The sequence below is a fragment of the Microbulbifer taiwanensis genome (assembly GCF_014904815.1).
Lineage (GTDB): Bacteria > Pseudomonadota > Gammaproteobacteria > Pseudomonadales > Cellvibrionaceae > Microbulbifer > Microbulbifer taiwanensis.
In genome coordinates this window covers 12,910-37,170 of sequence record NZ_JACZFR010000030.1, presented here as the reverse complement: position 1 = coordinate 37,170, position 24,261 = coordinate 12,910, and the positions used below count along the sequence as shown (strand labels likewise).

General features: G+C 61.3%; 22 protein-coding genes. 9 read left to right on the top strand and 13 right to left on the bottom strand.

The genetic code is table 11. The features are described from left to right. Nucleotides 1–6: 6 nt before the first annotated feature. The 5 genes from gspL to IG627_RS11890 all read left to right on the top strand — a co-directional run bounded on the left by gspL (nucleotide 7) and on the right by IG627_RS11890 (nucleotide 4,950). Nucleotides 7–1,326, top strand: a complete 1,320-nt coding sequence (gene gspL, locus IG627_RS11910) for a type II secretion system protein GspL (RefSeq protein WP_193192590.1) — start codon at nucleotides 7–9, stop codon at nucleotides 1,324–1,326. Between the two features lie 51 nt (nucleotides 1,327–1,377). Next, on the top strand, nucleotides 1,378–1,860 hold the full coding sequence (gene gspM, locus IG627_RS11905) for a type II secretion system protein GspM (RefSeq protein ID WP_193192589.1): 483 nt from the start codon (nucleotides 1,378–1,380) through the stop codon (nucleotides 1,858–1,860). A gap of 228 nt (nucleotides 1,861–2,088) precedes the next feature. Then, nucleotides 2,089–2,361, top strand: a complete 273-nt coding sequence (locus IG627_RS11900; RefSeq protein WP_193192588.1) for an acetyltransferase — start codon at nucleotides 2,089–2,091, stop codon at nucleotides 2,359–2,361. A gap of 135 nt (nucleotides 2,362–2,496) precedes the next feature. Next, entirely contained in the window at nucleotides 2,497–2,700 is a 204-nt protein-coding gene (locus IG627_RS11895) for a DUF2788 domain-containing protein (RefSeq protein WP_193192629.1), read from the top strand. Nucleotides 2,701–2,736: 36 nt separating this feature from the next. Next, nucleotides 2,737–4,950 (top strand): response regulator, encoded by a 2,214-nt coding sequence (locus IG627_RS11890; protein WP_193192587.1) that lies wholly within the window; start codon nucleotides 2,737–2,739, stop codon nucleotides 4,948–4,950. A gap of 242 nt (nucleotides 4,951–5,192) precedes the next feature. On the opposite strand, the gene IG627_RS11885 is transcribed toward IG627_RS11890, so the two are convergent. Further along, the gene (locus tag IG627_RS11885; protein WP_193192586.1) at nucleotides 5,193–8,345 is read right to left on the bottom strand and encodes a TonB-dependent receptor; all 3,153 of its coding nucleotides are present in this window, start codon (nucleotides 8,343–8,345) and stop codon (nucleotides 5,193–5,195) included. 293 nt (nucleotides 8,346–8,638) lie between these two features. Here IG627_RS11885 and IG627_RS11880 point away from each other — a divergent pair, with 293 nt between their 5' ends. Continuing rightward, on the top strand, nucleotides 8,639–9,385 hold the full coding sequence (locus IG627_RS11880; protein ID WP_193192585.1) for a S1/P1 nuclease: 747 nt from the start codon (nucleotides 8,639–8,641) through the stop codon (nucleotides 9,383–9,385). 57 nt (nucleotides 9,386–9,442) lie between these two features. Here IG627_RS11880 and arsH read toward each other — a convergent pair whose 3' ends face one another. From arsH to IG627_RS11835, 9 genes are all read right to left on the bottom strand, one after another. Beyond that, entirely contained in the window at nucleotides 9,443–10,195 is a 753-nt protein-coding gene (arsH, locus tag IG627_RS11875) for an arsenical resistance protein ArsH (protein ID WP_193192584.1), read from the bottom strand. Further along, nucleotides 10,192–11,370, bottom strand: coding sequence for an MFS transporter (locus tag IG627_RS11870; protein ID WP_319024559.1), 1,179 nt, complete (start codon nucleotides 11,368–11,370; stop codon nucleotides 10,192–10,194). Before IG627_RS11870 ends, arsH begins: the two co-directional genes overlap by 4 nt. Before the next feature lie 76 nt (nucleotides 11,371–11,446). After that, entirely contained in the window at nucleotides 11,447–11,848 is a 402-nt protein-coding gene (locus IG627_RS11865; RefSeq protein ID WP_226865005.1) for a PadR family transcriptional regulator, read from the bottom strand. Between the two features lie 101 nt (nucleotides 11,849–11,949). Next, the gene (arsJ, locus tag IG627_RS11860; RefSeq protein ID WP_193192583.1) at nucleotides 11,950–13,155 is read right to left on the bottom strand and encodes an organoarsenical effux MFS transporter ArsJ; all 1,206 of its coding nucleotides are present in this window, start codon (nucleotides 13,153–13,155) and stop codon (nucleotides 11,950–11,952) included. 108 nt (nucleotides 13,156–13,263) lie between these two features. Next, nucleotides 13,264–14,277 carry an ArsJ-associated glyceraldehyde-3-phosphate dehydrogenase gene (locus tag IG627_RS11855; RefSeq protein ID WP_193192582.1) on the bottom strand — a complete coding sequence of 338 codons (1,014 nt, stop codon included), beginning with the start codon at nucleotides 14,275–14,277 and terminating at the stop codon, nucleotides 13,264–13,266. Next, complete coding sequence (gene arsB, locus IG627_RS11850) at nucleotides 14,274–15,326, bottom strand: ACR3 family arsenite efflux transporter (protein ID WP_193192581.1); 1,053 nt, start codon at nucleotides 15,324–15,326, stop codon at nucleotides 14,274–14,276. Before arsB ends, IG627_RS11855 begins: the two co-directional genes overlap by 4 nt. 174 nt (nucleotides 15,327–15,500) lie before the next feature. Then, nucleotides 15,501–15,845 carry a metalloregulator ArsR/SmtB family transcription factor gene (locus tag IG627_RS11845; protein WP_193192580.1) on the bottom strand — a complete coding sequence of 115 codons (345 nt, stop codon included), beginning with the start codon at nucleotides 15,843–15,845 and terminating at the stop codon, nucleotides 15,501–15,503. Next, a complete protein-coding gene (locus IG627_RS11840) occupies nucleotides 15,842–16,273 on the bottom strand; it encodes an arsenate reductase ArsC (RefSeq protein WP_226865003.1) in 432 nt (143 codons plus the stop codon). The genes IG627_RS11845 and IG627_RS11840 overlap by 4 nt, the downstream gene beginning before the upstream one ends. 94 nt (nucleotides 16,274–16,367) lie before the next feature. Next, on the bottom strand, nucleotides 16,368–17,711 hold the full coding sequence (locus tag IG627_RS11835; protein WP_226865002.1) for an alginate export family protein: 1,344 nt from the start codon (nucleotides 17,709–17,711) through the stop codon (nucleotides 16,368–16,370). A 108-nt stretch (nucleotides 17,712–17,819) separates the two neighbouring features. Here IG627_RS11835 and modA point away from each other — a divergent pair, with 108 nt between their 5' ends. From modA to modC, 3 genes are read left to right on the top strand one after another with little or no spacing between them, the layout of a single operon-like run. Further along, a complete protein-coding gene (modA, locus tag IG627_RS11830) occupies nucleotides 17,820–18,581 on the top strand; it encodes a molybdate ABC transporter substrate-binding protein (RefSeq protein ID WP_193192577.1) in 762 nt (253 codons plus the stop codon). Between the two features lie 14 nt (nucleotides 18,582–18,595). Continuing rightward, nucleotides 18,596–19,291: a molybdate ABC transporter permease subunit gene (modB, locus tag IG627_RS11825; protein WP_193192576.1), complete on the top strand. Its 696-nt coding sequence runs from the start codon at nucleotides 18,596–18,598 to the stop codon at nucleotides 19,289–19,291. After that, entirely contained in the window at nucleotides 19,291–20,382 is a 1,092-nt protein-coding gene (gene modC, locus IG627_RS11820; RefSeq protein WP_193192575.1) for a molybdenum ABC transporter ATP-binding protein, read from the top strand. The genes modB and modC overlap by 1 nt, the downstream gene beginning before the upstream one ends. On the opposite strand, the gene IG627_RS11815 is transcribed toward modC, so the two are convergent. The 3 genes from IG627_RS11815 to IG627_RS11805 form a co-directional block, all read right to left on the bottom strand. Then, the gene (locus IG627_RS11815) at nucleotides 20,383–21,186 is read right to left on the bottom strand and encodes a TOBE domain-containing protein (protein ID WP_193192574.1); all 804 of its coding nucleotides are present in this window, start codon (nucleotides 21,184–21,186) and stop codon (nucleotides 20,383–20,385) included. 15 nt (nucleotides 21,187–21,201) lie between these two features. Beyond that, a complete protein-coding gene (gene xthA, locus IG627_RS11810) occupies nucleotides 21,202–22,017 on the bottom strand; it encodes an exodeoxyribonuclease III (RefSeq protein ID WP_193192573.1) in 816 nt (271 codons plus the stop codon). 93 nt (nucleotides 22,018–22,110) lie between these two features. Continuing rightward, the gene (locus tag IG627_RS11805; protein ID WP_193192572.1) at nucleotides 22,111–24,210 is read right to left on the bottom strand and encodes a carboxy terminal-processing peptidase; all 2,100 of its coding nucleotides are present in this window, start codon (nucleotides 24,208–24,210) and stop codon (nucleotides 22,111–22,113) included. Nucleotides 24,211–24,261: the final 51 nt, after the last annotated feature.

The window sequence follows — 24,261 nt, the reverse complement described above, 5'->3', positions numbered from 1 at the left end:
AATCATATGGTTACGATCAATAGTTTAAGTGCCGACAAAAGCAATACTACGCCCGGGCGCCAGCTGATGCTGCTGCGCCTGAGTGAGGGTGAGGGCGTCAATGCACCGCTGCAGTTGCATTGCTGGAGCCACAGTGGCTGGCGTCGTGCGGCCCTGGACGACGCCTTTGTGCAGGCCTTCAATCCCGGCTGCGAAGAGATAGGCAATGCTCGCGATGCCATGCAGCTCAGCTTCAATGAGGGCACGAGAGTCCTTCTGCTGCTGCCGGGCACCTGGGTCTGGAGCGGTGTGGAGGCGATCCCCAAGGCGGCGCGCCGCCAGAGCAATGCGGTCGGCTACATGGTCGAGGAGCGGCTGGCCGAGGATGTGGAGGATCTGCACTTTGTCTGTCAGCCGCGCAGCGGGGATCTCTGCAGTGTTTACGCGATAGCGCTGGAAAAGATGGATGCGCTGCACAGCCAGGTGCAACGGCTGCAGTGGCCGCTGATGGCGGCGATACCGGACTACCAGTTGCTGGACCTGCTGGGGGGCGACAACGCCCTATGGCTCGATGGTGACCAGGCGCATATCTGGCAGGGCGCCGGCCACGGTCTGTCCCTGCGCCGCCAATACCTGCAACCACTGCTGGCGTCCCTGGCTGACGGCGAGGGAGAGGAGGGCGACGAGGAGATGCAGCAACAACTGCAGCTGCTCGGCGCCGGCGAACAGGACGCCATGACCGTGGCGGAACTGGAATCCCTGCTCGGCGACAGGCTGCAGCGAGTCGAGCAGCCGGCGGAGGAGGCACTGTTGACGCATTGCAAGCCGGCGCGCCTGGCCAACCTGATGACCGGCGAATACCAGCTGGCCGACGGGAGCGATGAGCGCGACTGGTGGCACAGGCCGGCCAAGATTGCCGCGGCCTGCTTTATCGCCCAGCTGCTGCTGTTCGCCGCCGCCGGCGGCTACTTCCAGTGGCGCGCGAGCGGCACTGAAGCCGAGGCGCAGGCGCTCTTCAGCGAATTGTTTCCCCAGGACAGGCCCAGGGCCGATATCCGCCGCCAGATAGAGGGCTACCTGAAGCGGGCCGGCAGCAGCGGTGGCAGTTTTGGCAGCCAGATGCAGCTGCTGAGCCGGGTCTGGGGTCAGCACAAGGGCGGAGCGCTGAAGCTGCAGTCCCTGCGCTTCGACGGCAATCGCGGCGAGATGGTGCTGCAGTTGCAGGCCCCCAACCTGGCCGATCTGGACACCTTCGTTGGCCGCTTGGGAGAGGGCGAGTTTCGCGCCGAGCTGCTGGCGGCCAACGAGCTGGAAAAAGGGGTCTCCGGGCGCATACGGTTGCGTTGAGGGAGCGGGTAGGGCGCACCGCGCACCACAAAGAATCTGGTTGAAAACCTTATGAAAGAACAAATCGAACAGTGGCAGCAGAAGTGGCAGGCGCTGCCCTCCAACGACCAGCGCGCCCTGGGCATCCTGATCCTGTTTGTCGGCGGACTCTTCCTGGTCTATGGCATGTTTATGCCGGCCAAGAATTTCTTCGATGGCGCTCGCCTGCGCGCCGATGAGTCGCAACAGTTGGTGCAATGGATAGAGTCCCAGCGCCCGGTGCTGGAGCGCCTGGAGCCAGTGGCCGCGGCACAGTCCTCGGGCACCCTGCTGCAACGGGTGACGGCAGCCGCCGAGCAGCACCGCATCACCATCAAGCGCTTCGAGCCGGAGGGCGACGGGCGTATCCGCCTCTGGATCGAGGAGGCGCGCTACCAGGATCTGCAACCCTGGCTCAACAACCTGATGCAACAGAAATTCAGCATTCGCACTGTGAATCTGGACTCCCTGCCCCAGGAGGGGATGGTCTCGGCGCGCCTGACGCTCGAGGGGTAGCGCAGATAGCAACGCTTCAGGAGTCGGAAAGCGCAATTCGAAATGTTGGATAGAATTTTTGTCTGGCTTTTCTAAATTATCGATAGGTCGTTGCAGTTTTTCCCTGTTGATGTTCGTTTTTCTTGAAGTTTATAGAGTGGACGGTTCCCCGGTATTTTCTCGCGGCCTTTCAGGGATATGGCGTCAGAAGCCCTATACTGAGGTTAGCGAGACGAAATGGGTGCCAAGATGCTATTTAAAGATACATCCACCAACCACCTGGTAGAGGTGGCCGATATTGTGACACTGTCCAATCCCTATGAGCTGACCGTGGTCGGCCGCTATCTCTGGGGCGAAGAGATGCAGGATCCGGAGGTGTTTGACAAAACCCAACTGAGTTTCCTCTCCGGCGAGGCGTTGCCACGCTGCTGGCACGACAGCCGCTATCGCGACCGTGAAGTGCGGCGCCTGCGCTGCGGTACTCGCGCGGGGGAGGATGGCGACTACTATCAGGGAGCCTGATGGGAGCGGTCAGTGATTAGTGGTTAGCGGGGAAGTTGGCGGTTCCGTTTCTTGCACTCAACACTGACCACTCATCACTCGCCACTTATCAAGGGTCACTGTACAATGCGCGCCAAATTTTCAGGCGGGCGGCGTATGTCCTTTGAGCAGTTTGAAGAGTACTCCCTCTGGCTGGGAGTTGGCGGACTTATCCTATTCATGGTCTTCATCGTCTGGAACCTGGCCAAGGAGTCCAAGGCCGGGCGATTCGGGACCCTGATCCTCTTTATCGCGCTGGGCCTGGGATTGCTCGGCTTTCTAATAAAAACAGTCCTGGTCGAGATACTGGGATTAGGCTAAAGCAACTGGAAGCCCGGCTTGCCCGGGAAGATCTCCATGCCGATATTTGATCGCCCCGAAATCAAAGTCCAAAAAGACCGCCGCGTATGCCGCGCCACCGACACGCGCATCGCAAAATACAGCCGGCGGGGTATGCTGCTGTCCCTCTGTGCCCTGCTGATCGCCGCCGCAATCGGCGATCTCCGCATCGAGGCGCCTCGGCTGCTGCTGGTACTGGGGATCGGCTTCGTGTTGCTGACCCTGCTGCGCGGCTACTATGTGTTCCGGTTCAGCTACCTGTATTCCACCGGTCCGCACCGCTGGCGCCAGCGCTACTTCCTCGCCTCGACTGTCGGTGCCGCCTGGTGGGGGCTTATCCTCTACTGCCATGTGTGGCTGCTGGGATTCGCGCCGGAAACCCAGTTCCTGTGGCTCTACACGGTTATTTTCTGCTCGAGTGTCACTTCGGTTTTCGCGCCCTATCACCGATTCCTGACCTGGTTTATTGCTTTGCCGCTGATGCCGGCGGCGGTTCAGGCTGTGCTGTCCGGGGAGATTATCGGCACCATTTATGGCGCTCTGACCTTTGCCTTTGTCTGGTTGACCGCCCACCAGGCGCGACGGGAGTCGGAAAACTACTGGGATCGCCTCACCGCCATGCAGGAGTTGCAGCAGCGCGCCAGCAGCCTGGCAGCGGCGCGCAAGCATTCGGAGGCGGCAGTGGAGCTGACCAACGAATTCGTCGCCAATATTGGCCAGGAGTTTCGCAGCCAGCTGTCCGATTCCCTCGGCGCCCTGGCTCTGCTCGAAGCGGAGTCCCTGACGGAGCGACAGCGCGAGTGGGTGCGGCTGGCGAAAACCGCCGGCAGCCAGCAGCTGAAGTTGGTGGACAATGTGGGTCTCTTCACGCGCGTGGCGCGCAAGGACATACGCCTGCGCCAGGGAACCTTCAACCTGGTCAAGACGATCGAGAAATCCTTCAAATTTGCCGCCCGCGCCGCACACCGCCAGCGACTGGAATTCAATTTCCAGATCGACGACAACCTGCCGGTCATGGTGACCGGTGACAATCGCAAGACGGCGCAGTTGATCCGCAACCTGGTGGATTCGGCCACGGTCATTGCCCAGGTGGGTGAACTCTGGGGGCAGGTGAGTTTCACCCCGATCACCAGTGCCGAGGGGCAGATGACGATCAGCCTCAACGACGATGGTCGCGGCGAGATACTGCCGGATGAGAGCGAGCTGTTCGGCGCCTTCGCCCGCCTGGACACCACCCAGGTCACCACCGGCCTGGGGCTGTCGATCGCCAAGGGCCTGGCGGAAGCCATGGGGGGCTATCTGCAGCTGCATTCGACGCCGGAGGGCAATCGCTACCAGGTGGTGGTGAAATTCACCATGGAGCCCAACCAGCGGGTTTACCTGACCCCGGACAGGCGCCTGCAGGACTTCGAGGTGCTGTTGGTGCATCAGAAGGGACTGTTTGTCGCCGGGCTGGCGCAGGTACTGCGCTCTTTCGGTATGGAGGTGGGCAGCCTCAAATGGATGGCGGATACGCGCGGGGAGGTGGAACAGGCTCTTCGAGGCGCTCTGGAGAGAAAACAGTTGATACTACTGGCACCGGCCATGGGCGATTCCGGGCTGCTGCAGGAGGTGTCCAGAATTCTCAAGCAGGCCGAACTGGACGGAGACCAGCATCCGCTGATCTGCCTCGGTGGTCAGGGCCACAAGACCGATTTCACGCCTTTACTGCAGGTATTGCCCTCGGCGCAGTACCTGGCGCGGCCGGTGACGCGCAAGGAACTGCACGATGCCCTGATCGCGCGGTTGTTTGGCGGGGTGAAAAAGGCCAGTCGGCGTATCGTCTGTGGTGGCGTGGATCAACCCCAACAGCGTTCCCTGCTATTGATTGAGGAATCCCGACAGCATCAGGGGGTGACCGAGGAGATGCTGCAGGCGCTGGGCTATCGCGTGGATGTCGCCGCGTCAGTCGAGGATGCGCTGCAGCAGATGCCGGATGGCGGATATGACCTGTTGCTGGTGGATTGCCAGCAGAATACCGAGCACAGTGCGGAGATTATCGAGAGCTTGCGCCGCTGGGAGGCGGAAAACACGCCGGACGACCGATTGCCAATCGTCGCACTGACCAGCACCACGGAAGAGCAGTTCGAGGGGCGCTGCCTGGCGGCGGGTATGGATGATTTCCTGACCAAGCCCCTGAGCAAGGATGCACTGTGTGAAACCCTGGAGCGCTGGTTGGGTAACGCCGGCTAGTCGGCAGCCGAAATGGCAGTGGGCGATAAAGTTCGCCCGCCGGTCCGGTAGTGACCGCAGGAGTGGCCCATGGCCGCGATAGATGCCAGTCGCAACCTGAAACCCTGATCGCGGCCGCGAGCGGGCGGCTGCTCCTACAAGGGTGCTGCCAGGCACAATAAAGGGCGGATATGCCATCCGCCCTGTAGTTTTCATTGCTTCAGGCAGGCACGGGTGCCGGGCTACACCCGGCATCCATTTCGTCAGAACTGGTAGCGAATACCCAGTCGTGCCTTCCAGAAGGAGGGTTCGGCGACACGGGTCTGTCCTGCCGGATCGAGGAACTCCTCGAACACATAGCGGTTCTGCTCGTCCATGCTGACCTGGACTGCGGCCTGGGACAGCGGGAAGCCTGTCTCGTACATCACACCCCAGTCGTCATTCAGCAGGTTACCCAGGTTTTCCACGACGAAGTAGGCGTTGGCGCGGTCGCCGGCGCGGAAGCCCGGCAGCTCCTGGTTGATGCGCAGGTCCAGGCGGCTCCACCAGTCGCTGGTCAGCTCGTTGCGCTCGACGATGTCGCCGCGATCCAGATCCTCCTTGTCGGCCCAGGCGAAGAAAGCATCGGTATCGAAGTCCTCCCCGAATACCACACCTGCATCGTTTTCGCCGCTGGGTACATACAGCAACTGGCGGTACTGGTCGGCGTAGGCGCCGAAGTCGGAACCATAGGGATTGTAGAAGGTGTAGGTGTAGGGGCGCCCTTCGTTCATTGAGCCGAACAGGGTCACGCGGGTCTCATAGCCACTGAGGAACTCGCGCCCGTAGTCCAGCTTCAGGGTGAAGCGGTGCGGTATCGCGTAGTTGGAGGTGGCGGTACCCGGATCTTGCGCGTCGGCGGTGGCGACACCGCTGTAGTTGGAGAAGGCCACGGAGCTGGTCATCGGATTGACGTCTTCCGCCTCGGTGTAGGCGTAACCCACTGCCAGGTCCAGACCGAAGTCGAAGGACTTGGAGAGTCCCAGCGACAGCGAAGTGGAGTAGCCGGAGTCGCCGTCCACATTGGTCAGCATATAGTCTTCCCGGCGGCCGTTACTGGCGGCGTAGAGGGGGCGGCCGTCGGCAGCGGCGGTGCCGACCTGTTCCAGGGAGATGTCGCGGATGATGGCGGCGTCCTGGAATTCGCTGTGCAGCAGGTCGGCGCTGGCCAGGTAGCCATTCTCGAACAGGTAGCTGGCGCCGAGGGCGTACTTCCAGCTGGAGGGTATCTCAAAATCCGGGTCCATCAGGTTGACGCTGCCGGAGGTGCTGCCGCCGGCCACCTGGTCGTAGAGATCCTGGGGAATGTCGTAGATGGGGCGGCCGCTGCCGGTCCAGTCCATATCCGCCAGGGGCGTGCCGCTTTCATCGCGCACTTCCAGCTGGATCACGCCGTTGTTGGAGTAGTTGTTGGAAATCCACACATTGGGGTTGCCGCCGGAGTAGAGGCCGATACCGCCGTGTACTTCCAGTGCGTCGTTCACATTCCAGTTGAGGCCCAGGCGCGGTTGCAGCAGGTCCTTGCCGTCCATGTTTTCCGTGTTGCGGATACCGTATGCGGCTTCAACTGCGGGGTTCTCCACCGGGTGGTCATCACTCTGGTACCAGTCGTAGCGCAGGCCGGCGACCAGTGTGAGGTCGACATTGGCGAACTGGTACTCGTCCTGGGCGTAGAGAGAGTTGGTGGTGTAGGCGAACTCCGCACCGGCGTCGGTGGGGTCGTTGCTGCCCGCCGCGCTCTCGTAGGTAATGCGATCGGCGATGCCGGCTTCAAAATCCGCGATGCTGTTGAAGCGGTACTCGCCCTCGGCCTCCTGCACGAACATATTGAACACGTCGAAAGTATCGCGCTCGTAGCCGAAGTAGAGGTTGTGGTCGTTCAGCTGCAGGTTGCCGGCCAGCTTGAGGGTGAAGGTTTCGTACGACAGCTTGTTGGCGTGGCGGGAGTCGTCCGCCCCCAGGTAGACGATGGCTTCCGAGGCGTTGCCGTCGCCGTCGTGATCGTTTGCCGTATTGATCTGCACTTCGCCGAATTCGGTGCCGCCCAGGGGCAGCTGGCGATTGTCCAGCTCGGAATAGCCGATCTTGAATTCGGTAGAGAAGACATCGCTCCAGTCGGAGAAGAGCTGGGCCACGTAGGCGTTCAGCTCGGCGCCGCGCTCGTAGAAGTGGTTGGAGAACTCCAGCTCGTTGCTGTCGCCGTCGGACTCGGCGATGGTGAAGCCGTCGTTGTAGTTGTAAGTGAAGGCGGCGCGCTGGCCGTCGGTGATATTCCAGTCAATTTTTACCAGCAGCTTTTCGTCTTCCACCGGCAGGCTGGTGGGCAGGCCACCGGGCTCGTAGCCGTAAACATCGCGCGCGATGCGCAGTATCTCGTCCACCTGGGCCTGGCTGACGCCCTGGACTTGGGTGGGGGCGCCAGATCCGGCCGGGCCGCGCGAAAAGGTATCCACGCCATCGAGTTTCTCGTAGGCGGTAAAGAAGAACAGTTTGTCCTGAATGATCGGGCCGGACAGGGTGGTGCTGTAGCGCTGCTCGTCGAAGGACTCGACAAAAAACTCATCGCCCTCGAGCTGGTCGCCGCGCAGGCCGTCGTCGGTGTAGTCGTAGAAGACGGAACCGTGCCACTCGTTGCTGCCGGATTTGGTCACAGCGTTGATATTACAGGCGCTGAAGCCGCCGTACTGAACATCGAAGGGTGCCAGCTCCAGGGCCACCTGGTCGATGGCGTCGTAGGAGAAGGGCATGCGCTCGGTGGGGTAGCCGTTGCTGTTCAGGCCAAAGTTGTCGTTCATGCGCACGCCGTCGACGGTGAGGCTGTTGAAACGCGGATTGGCGCCGGCGCACTGCACGCCGTCGGCATGAGACTCGTCGATATAGACGCGCGGGTCCAGGCGCACCAGGTCTTTCAGGTCGCGATTGACGGCGGGGGCATTCTCCAGGTCGGCGAGGGTAAAGTGGGAAGCTGGGCCGAGTACATTGCCGGCGCCGTCCTCCATGCGCCCGACGACGCTCACTTCTTCCAGCGCGGATGCATCGAGACTCAGGGGCAGTGAGAGCGGGTCGCCCAGGGTCAGGTAAACACCATTCAGTTGCTGCTCACCCTGTTCCGATTCCACGGTGATCCGGTAGGGGCCGCCCACTCGCAGGCCGCTGAGGTTGAAGCGGCCGGATTCGCCGCTGAGGATCTCGCTGCGGCTGTTGGACGGCGTGTGGATGGCAATCACTTTTGCATTGATCACCGGTTGGCCTCCGGTGCCGGTGACAATACCGCGAATGGTGGCAGAGGTTTCCTGCGCATTGGCCACGGGCATCGTGCCCATCGCCGAGATCACCGCGGCAGATAAGAGTGCGCGCGGGAACAAGCAGCGTTTCATGAAATTCTCCTGGTCTCGAAATGGCCAATAGGATTGGCAGTAAGGATTTTTTTAATTGGCACTGGGAACTTTTTTTATAAGTTCTTGCCAGTGCGCTTTTTAGCAGGAGTAATTGACGTAGAGGTGAAGGAGTTGTTGCGTTTATATCTCTATTTTTTAACAGAAATATGACGCGGCATAATCTGTCACAAACAATAACTAGAATCTGTCGGTAAATATTTAGTGGAATTTATTCGATGGGAAGATTATCAAATATTATTCGCTTATCTTTGGCGTTTCTTGCTGTTCTGTCTGTGTCAAAAGTCTATGGTTGGGGAGACGATGGTCACCGGGTAGTCGGAGAGATTGCCTGGAGCTATCTACAGCCGGAAGTGAGGCTCGAAGTGGAGCAGCTCTTGCAGAGCGCTGGAGAGTCCAGCCTGGCCGAGGCGACCACCTGGGCGGATCGGATCCGCAGCGACAGCAACTATGACTGGGCCGCGCCGCTGCACTATATCAGTCTGTCGCGGCAATGGGATGGCTATGTGGAATCCAGGGATTGCCCGAAAGCGGGCTGTATCCTGAGGGCGTTGGCGCAGTACGAAAGAGTACTCGCCGACCGTCACGCGACGGAAAGCGAGCGCGCGCAGGCACTGCTGTTTATTGCCCACTTTGTCGGCGACCTGCACCAGCCGTTGCACACAGGCCTGGCGAGTGATCGCGGTGGTAACGACATAAAAGTGCAGTTCTTTGGCTTCCCGACAAATCTGCACGCGCTCTGGGATGTCTACCTGCCGGCGGGTTTTGTGCGGGACTGGCGGCAATACGCCCACTCACAGCTGGAAACCATTTCCGAACCGCAGCGCCAGAGCTGGCAGGCGAGCGATGCGCCGGATTGGGCGGCCGAGTCCCAGCACCTGGTGCACAGCCACGCCTATACCGATGAGGCAAGACTTGGGGAAAAGTACTACCAGCGCAACAGGAAAGTTGTCGAACAGCGGCTGCGTCAGGCGGGCGTGCGACTGGCCGGCGTGTTCAATCGCTCGCTCGGTGGGCAATAGCGGGCAGGGTGCACTGTGCGCACCGCTACTCTGCGGCAGCCTGCAAACTCACCGCTTTCAGCGGGATTGCTGTCGCACCGCAATTGCGGATAGATCTGTTTTGCTGTCGATCCCGGGGCTGGCGGCCTCCCTGCGCTCCGAGTAGCGGTCGGTCAGGGCGTTGGTGTGGGGTCGAAGCAGCAGGGTGAAGCGCACCAGCTCTTCCATCACATCCACGACCCGCTCGTAGAGCGGCGATGGTCGCATCCTGCCATCGTCGCCAAATTCCTGAAAAGCCTTGGGAACGCTGGACTGATTGGGGATGGTGAACATACGCATCCAACGGCCCAGCAGCCGCAGGGTGTTGACGGCATTGAATGACTGGGAGCCGCCGCTTACCTGCATCACTGCCAGGGTCCGCCCTTGGGTGGGCCTTATGCCGCCCATGTTGAGCGGCAGGTGGTCGATCTGCGTCTTCATCACTCCGGTAATCTGGCCGTGCCGTTCCGGGCTGCACCAAACCTGCCCCTCGGACCAGAGGGCGAGCTCCCGCAGTTCTTGCACTGCAGGGTGGTTATCGCCGTTGACCTGATCCGGCAGGGGCAGGTCGCCCGGATCATAGATGCGGGGCTCGGCGCCGAACAACCGCAATAGGCGCGCGGACTCCTCCACGACCAGGCGCGAATAGGAGCGCTGGCGCAAGGAGCCATACAGCAGCAGTATCCGCGGCGGATGGCCCAACGGATTGGGTATGCTCCCCGGCAGTGAGGCCGTGAGGTCGCGCTCGAGTGCCGGCAGGTAGTCGGGCTCTGGAAGGGTACGAATTCTCATACGGGGTTCCTTGTTGTCAGGTGGTTGAGCAGCGAAAGCATCGCAAAGGCAAGCAGCCCCAGGGCGCAGGAAAGGAAAAGCGCACCGTCAGCGAAGCGCTCAATCAGGAAGGCAAATGCCAGCGGGGACAGTGCCTGGGCAAATCGGGCCGGGGCCATCAATAGGCCAAGGCGCAAGCCGTAATCCCGCGCACCGAAGATCGCCAGCGGCAGAGTGCCTTTGGCGATGGTCAGGATGCCGTTGCCAAAGCCGTGCAGGAAGCTGAAAACATTCGCGGCAGGTGCTCCCATAGCGATGACGCCGAATGCGCCGGCGGGGTGGGCCAGGGTGGCCAAGCGTGCGGAGAGCAGGGGGTGGCAGTACCGCTGCAGGGCGGCTTCACACAGCCGCGCCGCCACTTGCGCCGGTCCCACCAGACCGGCTGCGGCAATCGCCGCCGCCGGGGACAGGCCGGATTCCTGCAGCAGTCGAGGCAGGTGTGCAGCCATTCCGGTGCTGATAAACCAGACGATCGAGAAAGCCGACGCGAGCAGCACCATTGCCATACCCGCGTCGGATTCCTTCCCGGCAACCCGGGTTTTCTCGGGTTGGGCGACGACTCTGTCTGTGGAGGGTATACCGAGCCGGTTAAGCGGCAATCCCAGTAAGAGGTGCGCTGCGGCCCATGTATAGCAGGCATTCCTCCAGTCCATATCCGCCTCCAGCCATGCGGAAAGCGGCCAGCACAGGGTGCTGGCGAAACCGGCGATCAGGGTGATACCGGTGATGCTGCTGCGTGCATCTCGACCATAGAGTCTGGTCAGGGTGGCGAAGGCCGGCTCGTAGAGTCCGAGCGCCATCCCTATGCCGATCACCAACCAGGCGCCCCACAGCTGCAGCGGGCCGCCAGCCGAACCGAGTAGCATCAGGCCCGCGGCACATACCAGGCTGGAGATGGCCAGAAGATCGCGACCTCCGCGACGTTCGATCGATCGTCCCACTGCGGGGCCCATCAGCGCAGATATCACCAGCGCCGCTGAAAAGGCGGCGAAAATACTGCTGTCGGACAGTCCCAGGTCCCGGGCCATGGGCGCCGCCAATACCGCCGGCAGGTAGTAGGTCGATCCCCAAGCCAGTGTTTGCGACAAGCCCAGGGATAGGATCACCGGCGTTCGGCTGCGACTACCTGTAAACACTAAAGCCTCCATCACCAAGGCATCGACCATCGATGTATTGGAAGATAAAAAAGACCGACTGAATCGGCCCGCCACTCTATTCGCCCGGGGAGCTCTTCCTCCGGCTGGCGAGAATGCACTCGGTGGCCTCCAGCCAGGCGTCCACTGCCACCCGAAAGGCGTCGCGCCCCTTGTCGGTGAGTGAGTAGACTTTGCGTGGCCGCCCCTGCACTACCTGGGTCTCGCAGCTCAGGTAGCCCCCGGCTTCGAATTCATTGAGCATCGGATATACGGTGCCTTCGGAGGGGCTGCAGCAGCCCCGGGTGGTTTTCTCTACCGCCTGGACTACCTCATAGCCGTGCATGGGCTTCTGGTGCAGTACTGAAAGCACAAAGAACTTGGATAGCGACATTTTGATGGTGCCGCGCCAGTAGGCGGCGTCGCCGTAGTCCGGTACCCGCCTGCCGGCGCCGCGGGTGCTTTTTGTTGCAGTGCTCATGACACCATTTAATACCTCGACCATCAATGCGTCAAGTGGGTTTTACCGAATTGGAGGCAGAAGCTGTGCCCGAGCTGATTGAAAGGATCTCGAGGTCGTGATTACTCCCTGATCAGTGATGCCAGAAGAGCCGCGAGCAGAAGAAAGACTGCAGAAATCCACAGGCAGGCCTCGAGCCCCCAGGCTTGGTAAACCCAACCGGACAGTATGGTGCCGGCAAGCCGTCCCATTGCGTTGGCCATATAGTAGAAGCCCACATCCATGGAGACCCCGTCCTCGCGCGCATAGCTGACGATCAGATAGCTGTGCAGCGAGGAATTGACCGCGAAGAGGAAGCCGAACAGCATCAGTCCGCACAGCAGGCTGGCGACGGGATGAATCCCCGCGTGCAGGGCAACGGCGATCAGTGCCGGACTCGCGGTGAGTACGCCGGCCCAGAGAAAGGCGGTCTTTGACGTCGGCGGTCTGCCGGCGCTGCCACCGGTAAAGCGGGGTGCCAGGGACTGCACGACTCCGTAACCGATGATCCACAGTGCCAGGAAGCCGCCCACTTTCCAGTGATCCCAGCCGAGCTGGCTGGCGAGAAACACCGGCAGTGCCACCACAAACCAGACATCCCGAGCGGCGAACAGGAAGAGCCTCGCCGCGGCGAGCAGATTGATCGCGCGGCTCTTGGAGAAGATGTCGCGGAACCTGCTCTTCGCCCTGGCTTTGCCGAGATCTTTTTTCAGCAGCACAATACTCAGCAGCCACACCAGTGCGAGGACGATCGCCATCGCCAGCACTGCGCCCTGGAATCCCACTAGCGCCAGCAGGGCCCCGCCGAGGAAAAAGCCGATGCCCTTCAGCGCATTCTTCGACCCGGTCAGCAGTGCCACCCACTGGTACAGGGTGCCCTGGGCCTGGGCCGGGACCAGCAGCTTGATGGCGCTCTTGGCACTCATCTTGTTCAGGTCCTTGGCGATACCGGAAAGCGCCTGCGCGGCCATGACCCAGGGCACGGTGAGCAGGGCGCTGGGCAACAGCAGCATGGCAAGGGCGGCGACCTGCAGTGCCAGGCCGATATTCATGGTGCGGTTGAGCCCCAGGCGCGCGCCCAGCCAGCCGCCGACCAGGTTGGTCACCACGCCGAAGATCTCGTAGAAAAGGAACAGCATGGCGATCTGCAGCGGGCTGTAGCCGAGATCGTGGAAGTAGAGCACCACCAGCATACGCAGGGCGCCGTCGGTCAGAGTGAAGGCCCAGTAGTTGCCGGTGACTATCAGGTATTGGTGCACCTGGGGTGGCAGTGATGAAAGCATTTGCATCGCAGTTTCGGTATAGATTTGTAGGGCCGTAGGCGCCGTGAATGCGTGGAACGGCCGGGGCGGCGGATGGCCGCCGCGCCGCTCCTACGGGCAGATTCGTTCAGGATCTCAGGAAGTTTGGTCCATCAGGCCCACCATCCGCGCCAGCTCCGCCGTGCGATTGGCGTAGCCCCACTCGTTGTCGTACCAGGCGTAGAGTTTGACCTGGGTGTCGTTGACCACCATGGTGGAGAGGGCATCGATAATGCTGGAGCGGGGGTCTGTTTTGTAGTCGATGGAAACCAGTGGCCGCTCTTCATAACCGAGAATATCTTTCAGTTCGTTTTCCGCAGCGCTTTCCAACAGCCGATTGACCTCTTCGGCGCTGGTAGGGCGCTCCACTTCGAAGACACAATCGGTCAGCGATGCATTGGCCAGGGGCACACGCACCGCGTGTCCGTTCAGCTTGCCGCTCAATTCCGGGAATATCGCCGTGATGGCGGTGGCAGAGCCGGTGGTCGTCGGTATCAGGCTCATTCCGCAGGCACGGGCGCGGCGCAGGTCCTTGTGTGGGGCATCGAGAATCGTCTGGGTGTTGGTCAGGTCGTGGATGGTGGTCATGGAGCCGTGCTTGATACCCAGCTGTTCATGGATCACCTTGACCACCGGCGCCAGGCAGTTGGTGGTGCAGGAGGCTGCGGTGACAATGCGGTGCTTTTCCCGTTCGTATCGTTGGTGGTTGACGCCCATCACTATATTGAGAACATCGGGCTCTTTCACCGGCGCGGTGACCACCACGCGTTTGACGCCCTGGTTCAGATAGGCCTGCAGCAGTTCGCCCGAGCGCATCTTGCCGGATGCCTCGATGACCAGGTCGCAGGAGGACCAGTCGGTGTCTGCGATGGACTTATGGCCGGTGCAGTCCAGGTGCCGGTTGCCGATCAGCATGGTCTCGCCATCTGCCTCGGCGCTGTGTTGCCAACGACCGTGCACCGAGTCGAAATTCAGCAGGTGCGCGAGTGTCGCTGCATCGCCTGCGGGGTCGTTGATTTGTACAAATTCCACTTCTTCCCAGTCCCAGCCCGCGCGCAGAACCAGGCGGCCGATACGACCGAATCCGTTGATGCCTATCTTGATTGTCATTTCTGTTCTCCGGTAACCAAGTCACTTGCCTCACTTTCAAACCAGTGTCTGGTTCGGTTGGCGAAGTAGACCAGTGACAGCATCACCGGGACCTCCACCAGCACACCCACCACAGTGGCCAGTGCCGCACCAGAGTGCAGACCGAAAAGGGAAATTGCCACTGCCACGGCCAGCTCGAAGAAGTTGGACGTGCCGATCATACCGGCGGGCGCGGCGACGTTGTGTGGCAACCGCAGACGGCGCGCCGCTAGGTAGGTGATGGCGAAGATGCCGTAGGTCTGTATCAGCAGTGGGATTGCGATCAGCAGTATTGTCTGGGGCTGGCCCAGGATTGTCTGCGCCTGGAATCCGAACAGCAGCACGACGGTGCACAGCAGGCCGAGAATCGACCAGTGCTTGATTTTGTGCAGGAAGCTTTCCACCAGCGCACGGCCGCCGCGCTCCTCCAGCCTGTGCCGCGTCACTATGCCTGCCACCAGTGGCAGCACCACGTAAAGCAACACCGACAGCAGCAGAATCTGCCAGGGCACCTGGATATCGCTGACGCCGAGCAAAAGCGCGGTGATGGGGGCGAAGGCGAAGATCATCACTATGTCATTCAGGGAAACCTGCACCAGCGTGTAATTGGGATCCCCTTTGCTGAGGTGGCTCCATACAAAAACCATCGCCGTGCAGGGCGCCACGCCGAGCAGGATCATGCCGGCGATATATTCCCCGGCAGATTGCGGATCCACCCAGCCGGCGAAAAGGACGCGGAAGAACAGGCAGCCCAGTGCGGCCATGGTAAAGGGTTTGACCAGCCAGTTGATCACTAGGGTCAGGGCCAGCCCCTGGGGGCGGCGGTGAACCTGCCTTGCTGCAGAGAAGTCGATCTGCACCATCATTGGGAAAATCATTGCCCAGATCAGCAGGGCCATCACCAGGTTCACTCGGGCGATTTCCATTCCGGCGAGCGCGGAAAAAAGTGCGGGAAACTGGCTGCCCAGTGCCACCCCGGCAACTATGGCCAGGCCGACCCAAAGCGTCAGGTAGCGTTCAAAATTCCCCATGCATTTTACTCCTAATCTCATGCAGCAGCTGGGTCCTGCCACCAGCCAGCTTGCGCCTGATCACGCAGCGGAAATGCTCCAGCAGGTGCTACAGGGGCATCGAAGCCTTCGCTTCACCGGTGGGTACTCCCGAATGGACGGCGGGATTAACACTAACGCATTGGTGCCGTTGCACTAGCAGCAGATACGGGCTCGCTCTGGCCTGTCGCCCATGCGATGCAGCTTGCGCAGGTTCTCGTCGATAAAAGTGCGCTCGGCGTCCAGGGTCCGTTGCAGTACTTTCTTTGTCCAGTCGGGGACAGAAGGGGCCAGGCGGTAGAAAACCCACTGTCCCTGTCGCCTGTCCTCGAGCAGCCCACAGCTCCTCAGTTGTGCCAGGTGGCGAGACACCTTTGGTTGGCTTTCGCCAAGGGCTTCGGTCAGTTCACACACGCAGAGTTCTCCTTCGCAGGTGATCAGCAATAGGCTGCGCAGTCGCGTTTCGTCGGCGAGGCATTTGTAGAAAATCAGGGGATTCATAGGCTGCGATGGAGTTCTCTGGTTTGCACCAGGGCAAACATCTTGATGCGTTCCCCGAGTTCCCTGAGCGTAGTCTCGAAGGGTCTGGGACAGGGGCGGGTCTTGGGGTCGGCAAAATCCCAGGCGATCAGTTCGTGCACTCCGGCCAGCGGCTGGCACTCCCGGTGGGCCTTGTTGCAGAGGGTAATGACGAAATCAAACTCCTGTTCGGCGAATACCTCGATCGGTTTCGAGTACAGGCCAGCAGTCGAAACACCCTGCTTATCGAGGGCCTCGATCGCTCTCGGATCCACATCCTCCGGGGCTGTGCCGGCACTGTAGACTTCGAAGTGCTCGCCGGCCTGGTGTCGCAACAGGGCCTCGCCCATCTGTGAGCGGGCCGAGTTGCCGACGCAGAGGAAAAGTACGCGTTTTTTCATGGGGCTCATCACATTCACATATGGTTTTCATTATATATGAAAAATCGCATATGCATAGCCCGGGAAAGTGCCGGAGAGAGCTGGCAGTGGGCTTGCCGGCAGATCAGAGCTGGTAGGAGAGCTGGCTGTACCAGTATGTACTGTCGCCACGCTGCGCCGCGGCCTGGTCCAGAAGCGGGCCCTTGTGCAGGTAGGCGGCACCGAATTCCGCCCTGACTCTGGCTGCGGGTGCAAAGCGCAGGCGGACTTCCAGCTGCTGGCCGACAAACCGCTCCCAGTCTGCGCCACTGTTGCGCACCCCGGCCGTAGTCAGCGCATCGCCGGCGGATGCCAGCCACACTGCCCGGTAGCCGAGAAACCCGGACAGGGTATCGTTGCCCCTGAACTGCCAGCGCAGTCCGGGCGACAGTATATTGCCGCGGGCGAAGGCGCCGTAGATACCCGTGGGCCCGAACTCGAAGCGCCGCGCGCCGTAGAGGGTGTCGAAGCGGTTGTTTTCGCTATCCAGGGGATCGTCGTCGCCGCTGGCGTAATCGGCCTGCAGCAGGATGCGGGAGGCCCAGCGGTCGGCGAACTGGTAGCCGTAATGGAAGTGTGCGAAAACAGCTCGGTGATCGAGCTCGGCAATATCGGCAGCGCCGGCTGTCGCTCGGGATTCGCCGAACTGGTAGGCCGCCTCCATCTCGTAGTCCCAGCTGTCAGGTGAGGCCGGTTTCAGCAACCGTACCCCCAGGGTCTTGATGGCGCGCTTGCGTGTCGACAGGTCGGCCCCATCCTTTTCGCCCAGGGCAAAGAGATAGGCCTCCAGGCGCCGAGACCCGCTGCCGTTGTAGGAGGAGTGCAGGCCCCAGAAGCGGGTGCCGGAATGGCTCCGGTCCGTCTGCTGCTCGTTGGTGTCGAGTTTGTCGCGCTCGCCCGGCAGCCGCCGTACGGGTCTTGTGTAGATGGCCTGCCAGTACCAGGCGCCGCGGCGCCAGTCTGCGTGGACGCCGTCGAAGGTATTCAGGGTGTTGCGAAAGCGGTTGCGTGCCACCAGTCGGCGGCTGCCGATATCGAGGGTCATGCGCCCGGCTTTCAGTGCCAGATTGCTGCTCGGGCCTGCTCGCCAGCCGATATACGCCTGCAATGGCTCCAGCGTATTCACATCGTCCGTGCCCAGTGGCGTGGAGCTATCATCTTGCCAGGCCCGGGAGTCCCCGACTTCAATTTCACCGAAGACATGTTCGCCGCGCCCCTTAATGCCGACCAATAGTCGGGAGACCAGCAGCTGGTCACTGCCCGCCATATTGGCGCGAAAGCTGTTATCCAGTGTCTCGAAGCGCACTCGATAGCTGCCAGCCAGCTGCCAGCGGGCTGCATCCTCAGCAGTGGCGGCCAGGGGGGATATCAGAAATAGAAAACCGGGTAGGGTGATTTTGCGCGCATGTATCACGGCTCCTTGCTCCATCGCAATGATTGGTATTCAGCCCGGTCGGGCTTGTCCGTCTCCGTTGTATAGTGCAGTATATAACGAATGGGAAGCAAGCCCGGATAATTCGCTTGGGGGGAGAGGCCTGTGATAGTTCGCCAGCTAATCGTGTTGCTGTTGTCGGCCGTGGTCAGTCTGCAGACTGTAGCCGAGGAGTTGACGGTGGCGGTCGCCTCCAACTTCACCGCGGCCATGAAAGAGATAGCGACGGAATTTGAAAGGGCGTCCGCACACCGGGTAAAGCTGGCTTACGGTTCCTCCGGCAAGTTCTATGCGCAGATCAAAAACGGCGCACCCTTCCAGCTATTTTTCTCCGCCGATAGCGCCAAGCCGGCGGCACTGGAGAAAGAGGGCCTGGCGGTGCCGGGCAGCCGCTTCACTTATGCGGTCGGCAGCCTGGCACTGTGGTCCGCCGATCCGGCGCTGCTGGATGCGCGGGCCACGGCCTTGAAAGATGGAAGTTTCCGCAAGCTGGCGCTGGCCAATCCGAAACTTGCGCCCTATGGTCAGGCCGCCGTGGAAGTGTTGCGCAGCCTCGGCCTGGAAGGGGCGACCCGGACCAGGTGGGTGCAGGGCGAAAATATCGCGCAGACTTACCAGTTCGTCGCCAGCGGCAATGCGGACCTGGGCTTTGTGGCCCTGTCGCAAATCGTGCAGTCTGGATCGGTCGGGGAGGGATCTGCGTGGATTGTGCCCGTCGATCTGTACAGCCCCATCCGCCAGGATGCGGTGCTGCTGCAGCGGGGCATTGAAAGTGCGGGGGCGGCGGCATTTCTGCAGTTTATGGGCGGGGACAAAGCCAGGGCCATTATCGAGTCCTACGGCTATCGCTTCCCCGAAGCCCGGTAGCTAGAGTTTTCAATATGGGATTTTCAGAGGCGGACTGGGTAGCCGTCTGGCTCACCCTGCGGCTGGCGACCATAGTCACAATTCTGCTGCTGGTAATAGGCACGCCCATTGCCTGGTGGTTGGCCAGGACGCGCTCGCGCTGGAAAGGTCCGGTGGGAGCCATAGTGGCGCTGCCCCTGGTGCTGCCGCCCACGGTGCTGGGCTTCTACCTGTTGCTGGCCATGGGGCCCAATGGACCCGTGGGACAGTTCACCCAGGCCCTGGGGCTGGGTACGCTGCCATTTACTTTCTGGGGGCTGGTGGTCGCTTCCCTGTTTTACTCCATGCCTTTTGTGGTGCAGCCGATCCAGAATGCGATAGAGGCGCTGGGAGAGCGCCCGCTGGAAGTCGCCGCGACCCTGCGCGCCGGGCCCTGGGATCGCTTTTTCACGGTGGTGTTGCCCCTGGCGAAACCGGGCTTTATCACCGCGACGATTCTCGGCTTTGCCCACACCGTCGGCGAGTTCGGCGTGATCCTGATGATCGGTGGCAATATTCCCGGCGAGACCCGCGTGGTGTCCGTGCAGATCTACGATCATGTCGAGGCACTGGAATATACCCGGGCCCACTGGCTGGCCGGCGCCATGCTGCTGTTTTCCTTTGTCGTGCTGCTGGGGCTCTATCTGTTTCAGCACAGGCAGTCTCGCGCTGGCTTGAGGTACTGGGTGTAATGGCGGGCACCATCCAAATCCAATTTCGCGTTGATTTTCCGTCGCCGGGGGGAAATCCCTTTCGCCTGGACGTGAACACGGTTTTGCCCGGGCGCGGGATCACGGCCATTTTTGGCCGCTCCGGCTCCGGAAAAACCACGCTGTTGCGCTGTTTCGCCGGACTGCAACAAGCCGACAGGGCCAGGCTGGTCGTCGGTGGTGAAACCTGGCAGGACGAGGGATTATCCCTTCCCACCCACAAGCGGCCGCTGGGCTATGTGTTTCAGGAGGCCAGCCTTTTTCCGCACCTGAGCGCGCGGGGCAATCTGGATTACGCGATCAAACGCGCCGGCGCCGAATGTCCGGGTGAGTTGATCGAGCGCGTTGTTTCCCTGATGGGCATCGGGCCGGTACTGGACCGCTTCCCGGGGCAGATGTCCGGCGGAGAACGGCAGAGAGTCGCCATAGCGCGCGCGCTGCTGATCCGTCCACGCCTGTTGCTGATGGACGAGCCGCTGGCGTCCCTGGATACGGCACGCAAGCAGGAAATTCTGCCCTACCTGGAGCGGCTGCGTTCGGAGTTTGATATGCCCATTCTGTACGTCAGTCACTCGATCGACGAAGTGGCGCGGTTGGCGGACCACCTGCTGATGTTGGATGGCGGCAGGGTGGCTGCACAGGGAGATATGCCCGAGATGTTGTCGCGACTGGATCTGCCGCTGCGCCTCGGGGAGGAAACGGGCGTGGTGCTGGAGGGCAGGGTGCTGGAGCGGAACGAGCAATGGCACCTGGCGCGCGTCGGTTTCGCCGGCGGCGAGCTCTGGCTGCGCGACGGCGGCGATGCGCTGGACCGGCAGATCCGCGTGCGCATTCTGGCCCGGGACGTGAGTCTTGCCCTGGAACCCCAGGGGGAAACCAGTATCCTCAACCGGCTTCCGGTCGAGGTCGCCGCAATTGGCCCCGACAGTGACGAAGCCATGGCGCTGGTGCGCTTGCAGTGCGGAGCCCGCCATATCGTTGCGCGGCTGACGCGCAGATCGGTCGATCACCTGCAGCTAGTGCCGGGCAAGAAAGTCTGGGCGCAGATCAAGTCCGTGGCGATCGTTAAATAACTAATCGCCCATCAGTATCACGCTGGATGCCTTGAAAAAGGCGCAGGCGCTGTCGCCTTGTTTCAGTGCCAGGTGTTCGACGCTGTCATTGGTGATGATTGCGGAAATACTCTTGCCCCCGCCCAGGTCGAGTGTGATATCGCTGTTCACCGCTCCGGTGGCGATGCGCGAGACGGTGCCGACCAGCTTGTTGCGCGCGCTGGACTGCAGTTTCGTGTCCCGGCTCAGCAGCACCCAGGAGGCCTTGACCAGGGCTATGGCGCTGGCGCCGGCTTTCAGGCCCAGGGCCTGCAGGCTGTCGTTGGTGATAATGGCGGTCAGCTTCTGGTCGGTGCCGATGCGCAGTTCCACTTCCGCATTGACCGAACCGATTGTGACCTGGATGACCTCGCCGCGAAACTGATTGCGCGCACTGGTTTTCACCGATTCGCTCCTGATGAAATTGGCGATGTCGCCGATGGAGTGCAGCCTGGTGCCCAGGCGTTGAAGAAAGTTTTCGTGCTCTTCCTGCAGCGCCACGAAGCCGCGGATGGTTTCCCGTCCCAGGTCTGTGATGGCGGTGCCGCCGCCCCTGGCGCCGCCGGTGGTGCGCACCACCAGCGGCAGCTCGGACATGTTGTTCATCGCGTCAACGCGGTCCCAGGCGGTTTTGTAGCTGATGCCGACCTGTTTCGCCGCGGCGGAAATGGAACCGCAGGCCTCAACGGCCTGCAGCAACTGTATCTGCGCGGCGGAGAAGGCGTACTGGTCCTCGCTAAGCAGGAACAGATTGCCCGTCAGCCGGGCCTGCTTTGTCTTCGCCATCTTTCAGCGCTTTTTCTATATCTTGAACTCGGCCCACACGGGCGCGTGGTCCGAGGGGCGCTCCATGGCGCGGACATCGTAGTCGACCCCGGTGGCCACGCAGGCATCCGCCAGCGGCTGGCTGGCCATTATCAGGTCGATACGCAGGCCGCGTTTGGGCTCGCGGTCGAAACCGCGGCTGCGATAATCGAACCAGCTGAAGACGTCGTCGGTTTCGGGATTCTGCGCGCGAAAGGTGTCCACCAGGCCCCAGTTCTCGATTTTCTGCAGCCACTCGCGCTCTTCCGGCAGGAAGCTGCACTTACCGTCGCGCAGCCAGCGCTTGCGGTTGGGTTCGCCGATGCCGATATCCCGGTCGGTCGGGGATATATTCATATCGCCGATCACCAGTACCGGTGCATCGGGTTTGCAGGTGGTCTGCAGGTAGTCGTCCAGGTCTGCGTAGTACTTGCGCTTGTTGGGGAACTTGACCGGGTGCTCGCGGTTCTCGCCCTGGGGAAAGTAGCCGTTGATGACTGTCAGTGGCTCCTTGCCGCCGATATCGAACTTGCCGGCCACCATGCGCCGCTGTGCGTCCTTGTCTTCCTTCGGAAAGCCGTATTCGCGGTCGACAAATGGCAGGCGGGAGAGCAGGGCGACGCCGTAGTGGGTCTTCTGGCCGAAGTAGATGACTTCGTAACCGAGGTCGCGCACCGCGTCCACCGGGAAATCCTCGTCGGTGCACTTGGTTTCCTGCAGGCCGATGATGTCCGGCGACTGGCTTTCCGCAAGTGCTTCCAGCTGGTGCAGGCGCGCGCGTATGCTGTTGACGTTAAAGGATACGACTTTCATTTTTCCCCCTGAAAAATAAAAAGGCCGGGCGCACCCAACCTGAGATGTTATGTAAACGGGGCGCGCAGTGCGCACCCCGATCATTTTTACTGTTTAGAAATTGGCAACCTGTGGCGGTGTCTTGGCAATCTTGTCGGACAGGCCGATAAAGTCCGCCATGATATAGCCCGCCTCGTTCAGTATGGGATCTTTCTCCAGTTTGATCTCCACCGGGCCGCCGATCGTCGCCACCTCTTCGGATTCGCTTTCCTCGTAGGCTTCGAAGGTCTCGTATGGCTCCAGCCCCTTGGCGGTGCGGCGGCGGTTCTCCATTGTCAGCAGGCGTTGGTTGAGACCCTTGCGCTCTTCCTCTCGCGCATTTTCATTCAGGGAGACGAATTTCTGGTCCGCGCGCTCGCTCTCGAACTGGAACTGTGCGCGCAGGAAAATGAAATCCGGATCCGCAGCGGTGCGCTGGTTGTGTTTGCTGATCAGCGGCGGCAGCAGGTCTTTCAGGTTGAAATACTTGGCGTGCGGCACCGCGTGGATGCGATCCCAGGGCAGGGCGGTGTCGTAGGCGCTCTCGCCGACACTCTCCGCGTCGATCAATTGCGGCATCGGGATGTCGGGCGTTACACCGGCGTGCTGGGTGCTGTCACCGGATACGCGGTAGAACTTTGACTGGGTAATTTTCAGCTGCCCCTCTTTCAGCGGTGCCATCGTCTGTACCGTGCCCTTACCGAAGGTCTGGTTGCCCACCACCAGGCCGCGGTTGTAGTCCTGGATAGCGCCGGCAAAGATTTCCGATGCCGAGGCGGACAGGCGATTGATCAACACGACCAGCGGGCCGCGGTACATGGCGCGGGAGCGGGAGCGGTTGTGCCGGGAAATCTGCTCGTTGGCGTGGCGAATCTGCACCACCGGGCCCTGGTCGATAAACAGGTCGGTGAGCATGGTGGCCTCTTGCAGGGAGCCGCCGCCGTTGTTGCGCAGGTCCAGGATAATACCGTCGACCTTTTCCCCTTTGAGCTCGGCGAGCAGTTTGGCTACATCGCGGGTGGTGCTCTTGTAATTGGGGTCGCGACGGCGGTAGGCCTCGAAATCGATATAGAAAGTCGGCAGGTTGATGATGCCGATCTTGTAGCTCTTCTCGCCGTCGGAAAACTCGAAGGTGGCTTTCTTTGCCGCCTGGTCTTCCAGTTTTACCTTGCTGCGTTTGATCAGGATGGTCTTATGGCTGCCGTCGCCGCCGGTTGGGATCGTCTCCAGGCGCACGAAGCTGCCGGCGGGGCCGCGGATCAGGTCGACCACATCGTCCAGGCGCCAGCCGATCACGTCGACCATCTCGCCTTCCTTGTCCTGGCCCACGGCGACGATCTTGTCATTGGGCTTGATCTTGCCGGTGCGGTCCGCCGGTCCACCGGCCACCAGGCGCGCGACCTTGGTGTATTCCTCATCCGCCTGCAGAACCGCCCCTATGCCCTCCAGGGAAAGGGACATGCTCATGTTGAAATTCTCCAGCGAGCGCGGCGACAGGTAATTGCTGTGCGGATCGTACAGGCGGGTCAGGGAATTCATATAGAGCTCGAAGACATCGTCGCTGCTCTGCTGCTGCACGCGCTTCAGCTGGCCCTTGTAGCGGCGCACCAGCAGGTCGCGGATTTCCTCGTCGTCCTTGTCGGTCAGGCGCAGGTTCAGCACGCTGCTCTTCAGGCGCTTGCGCCAGAGTTCGTCGGCGGCGCTGATGGAGGCGGGCCACTGGCTCTCCTCACGATCCAGTTCGAGGGACTCGTCGCGGTCGAAGTCGAATGCGGGCAGGCCCTTGTCGAGCTGGGAAAGGATATTGTTCAGGCGATCGGTCACCCGCAGGCGGTAGCGATTGTAGATTTCGAAGCCCGATTTGACCTCGCCGGCGCGCAGCTGGTCGTCGAGACTGGCGCGCCACTCGCGGAACTCATTGATATCCGAGGCGAGAAAATAGCTCTTGGTCGGATCCAGGGCCTCTATATATTCGTCCCAGAGCTGCTCGGACATCTCGTCGCCGATTTTCAGCTTGTTGTAGTGCAGCATCTCGAGTTTGCCGACAATCTCGCGTGCGGTACTGCCCTGGTCTGCTTCGGGCTTGAGGGCATCGATATCGGCCTGGGAAACTGCGGACAGCAGGGTGAGGAGCAAGAAGCCGGAAAACAGCGCGGCGATGCGGTTGGTAAGCATAGGGAGTCTCTTTATACGTCCTACTTCATAGGCAGCCGGTATCCCGGGGGC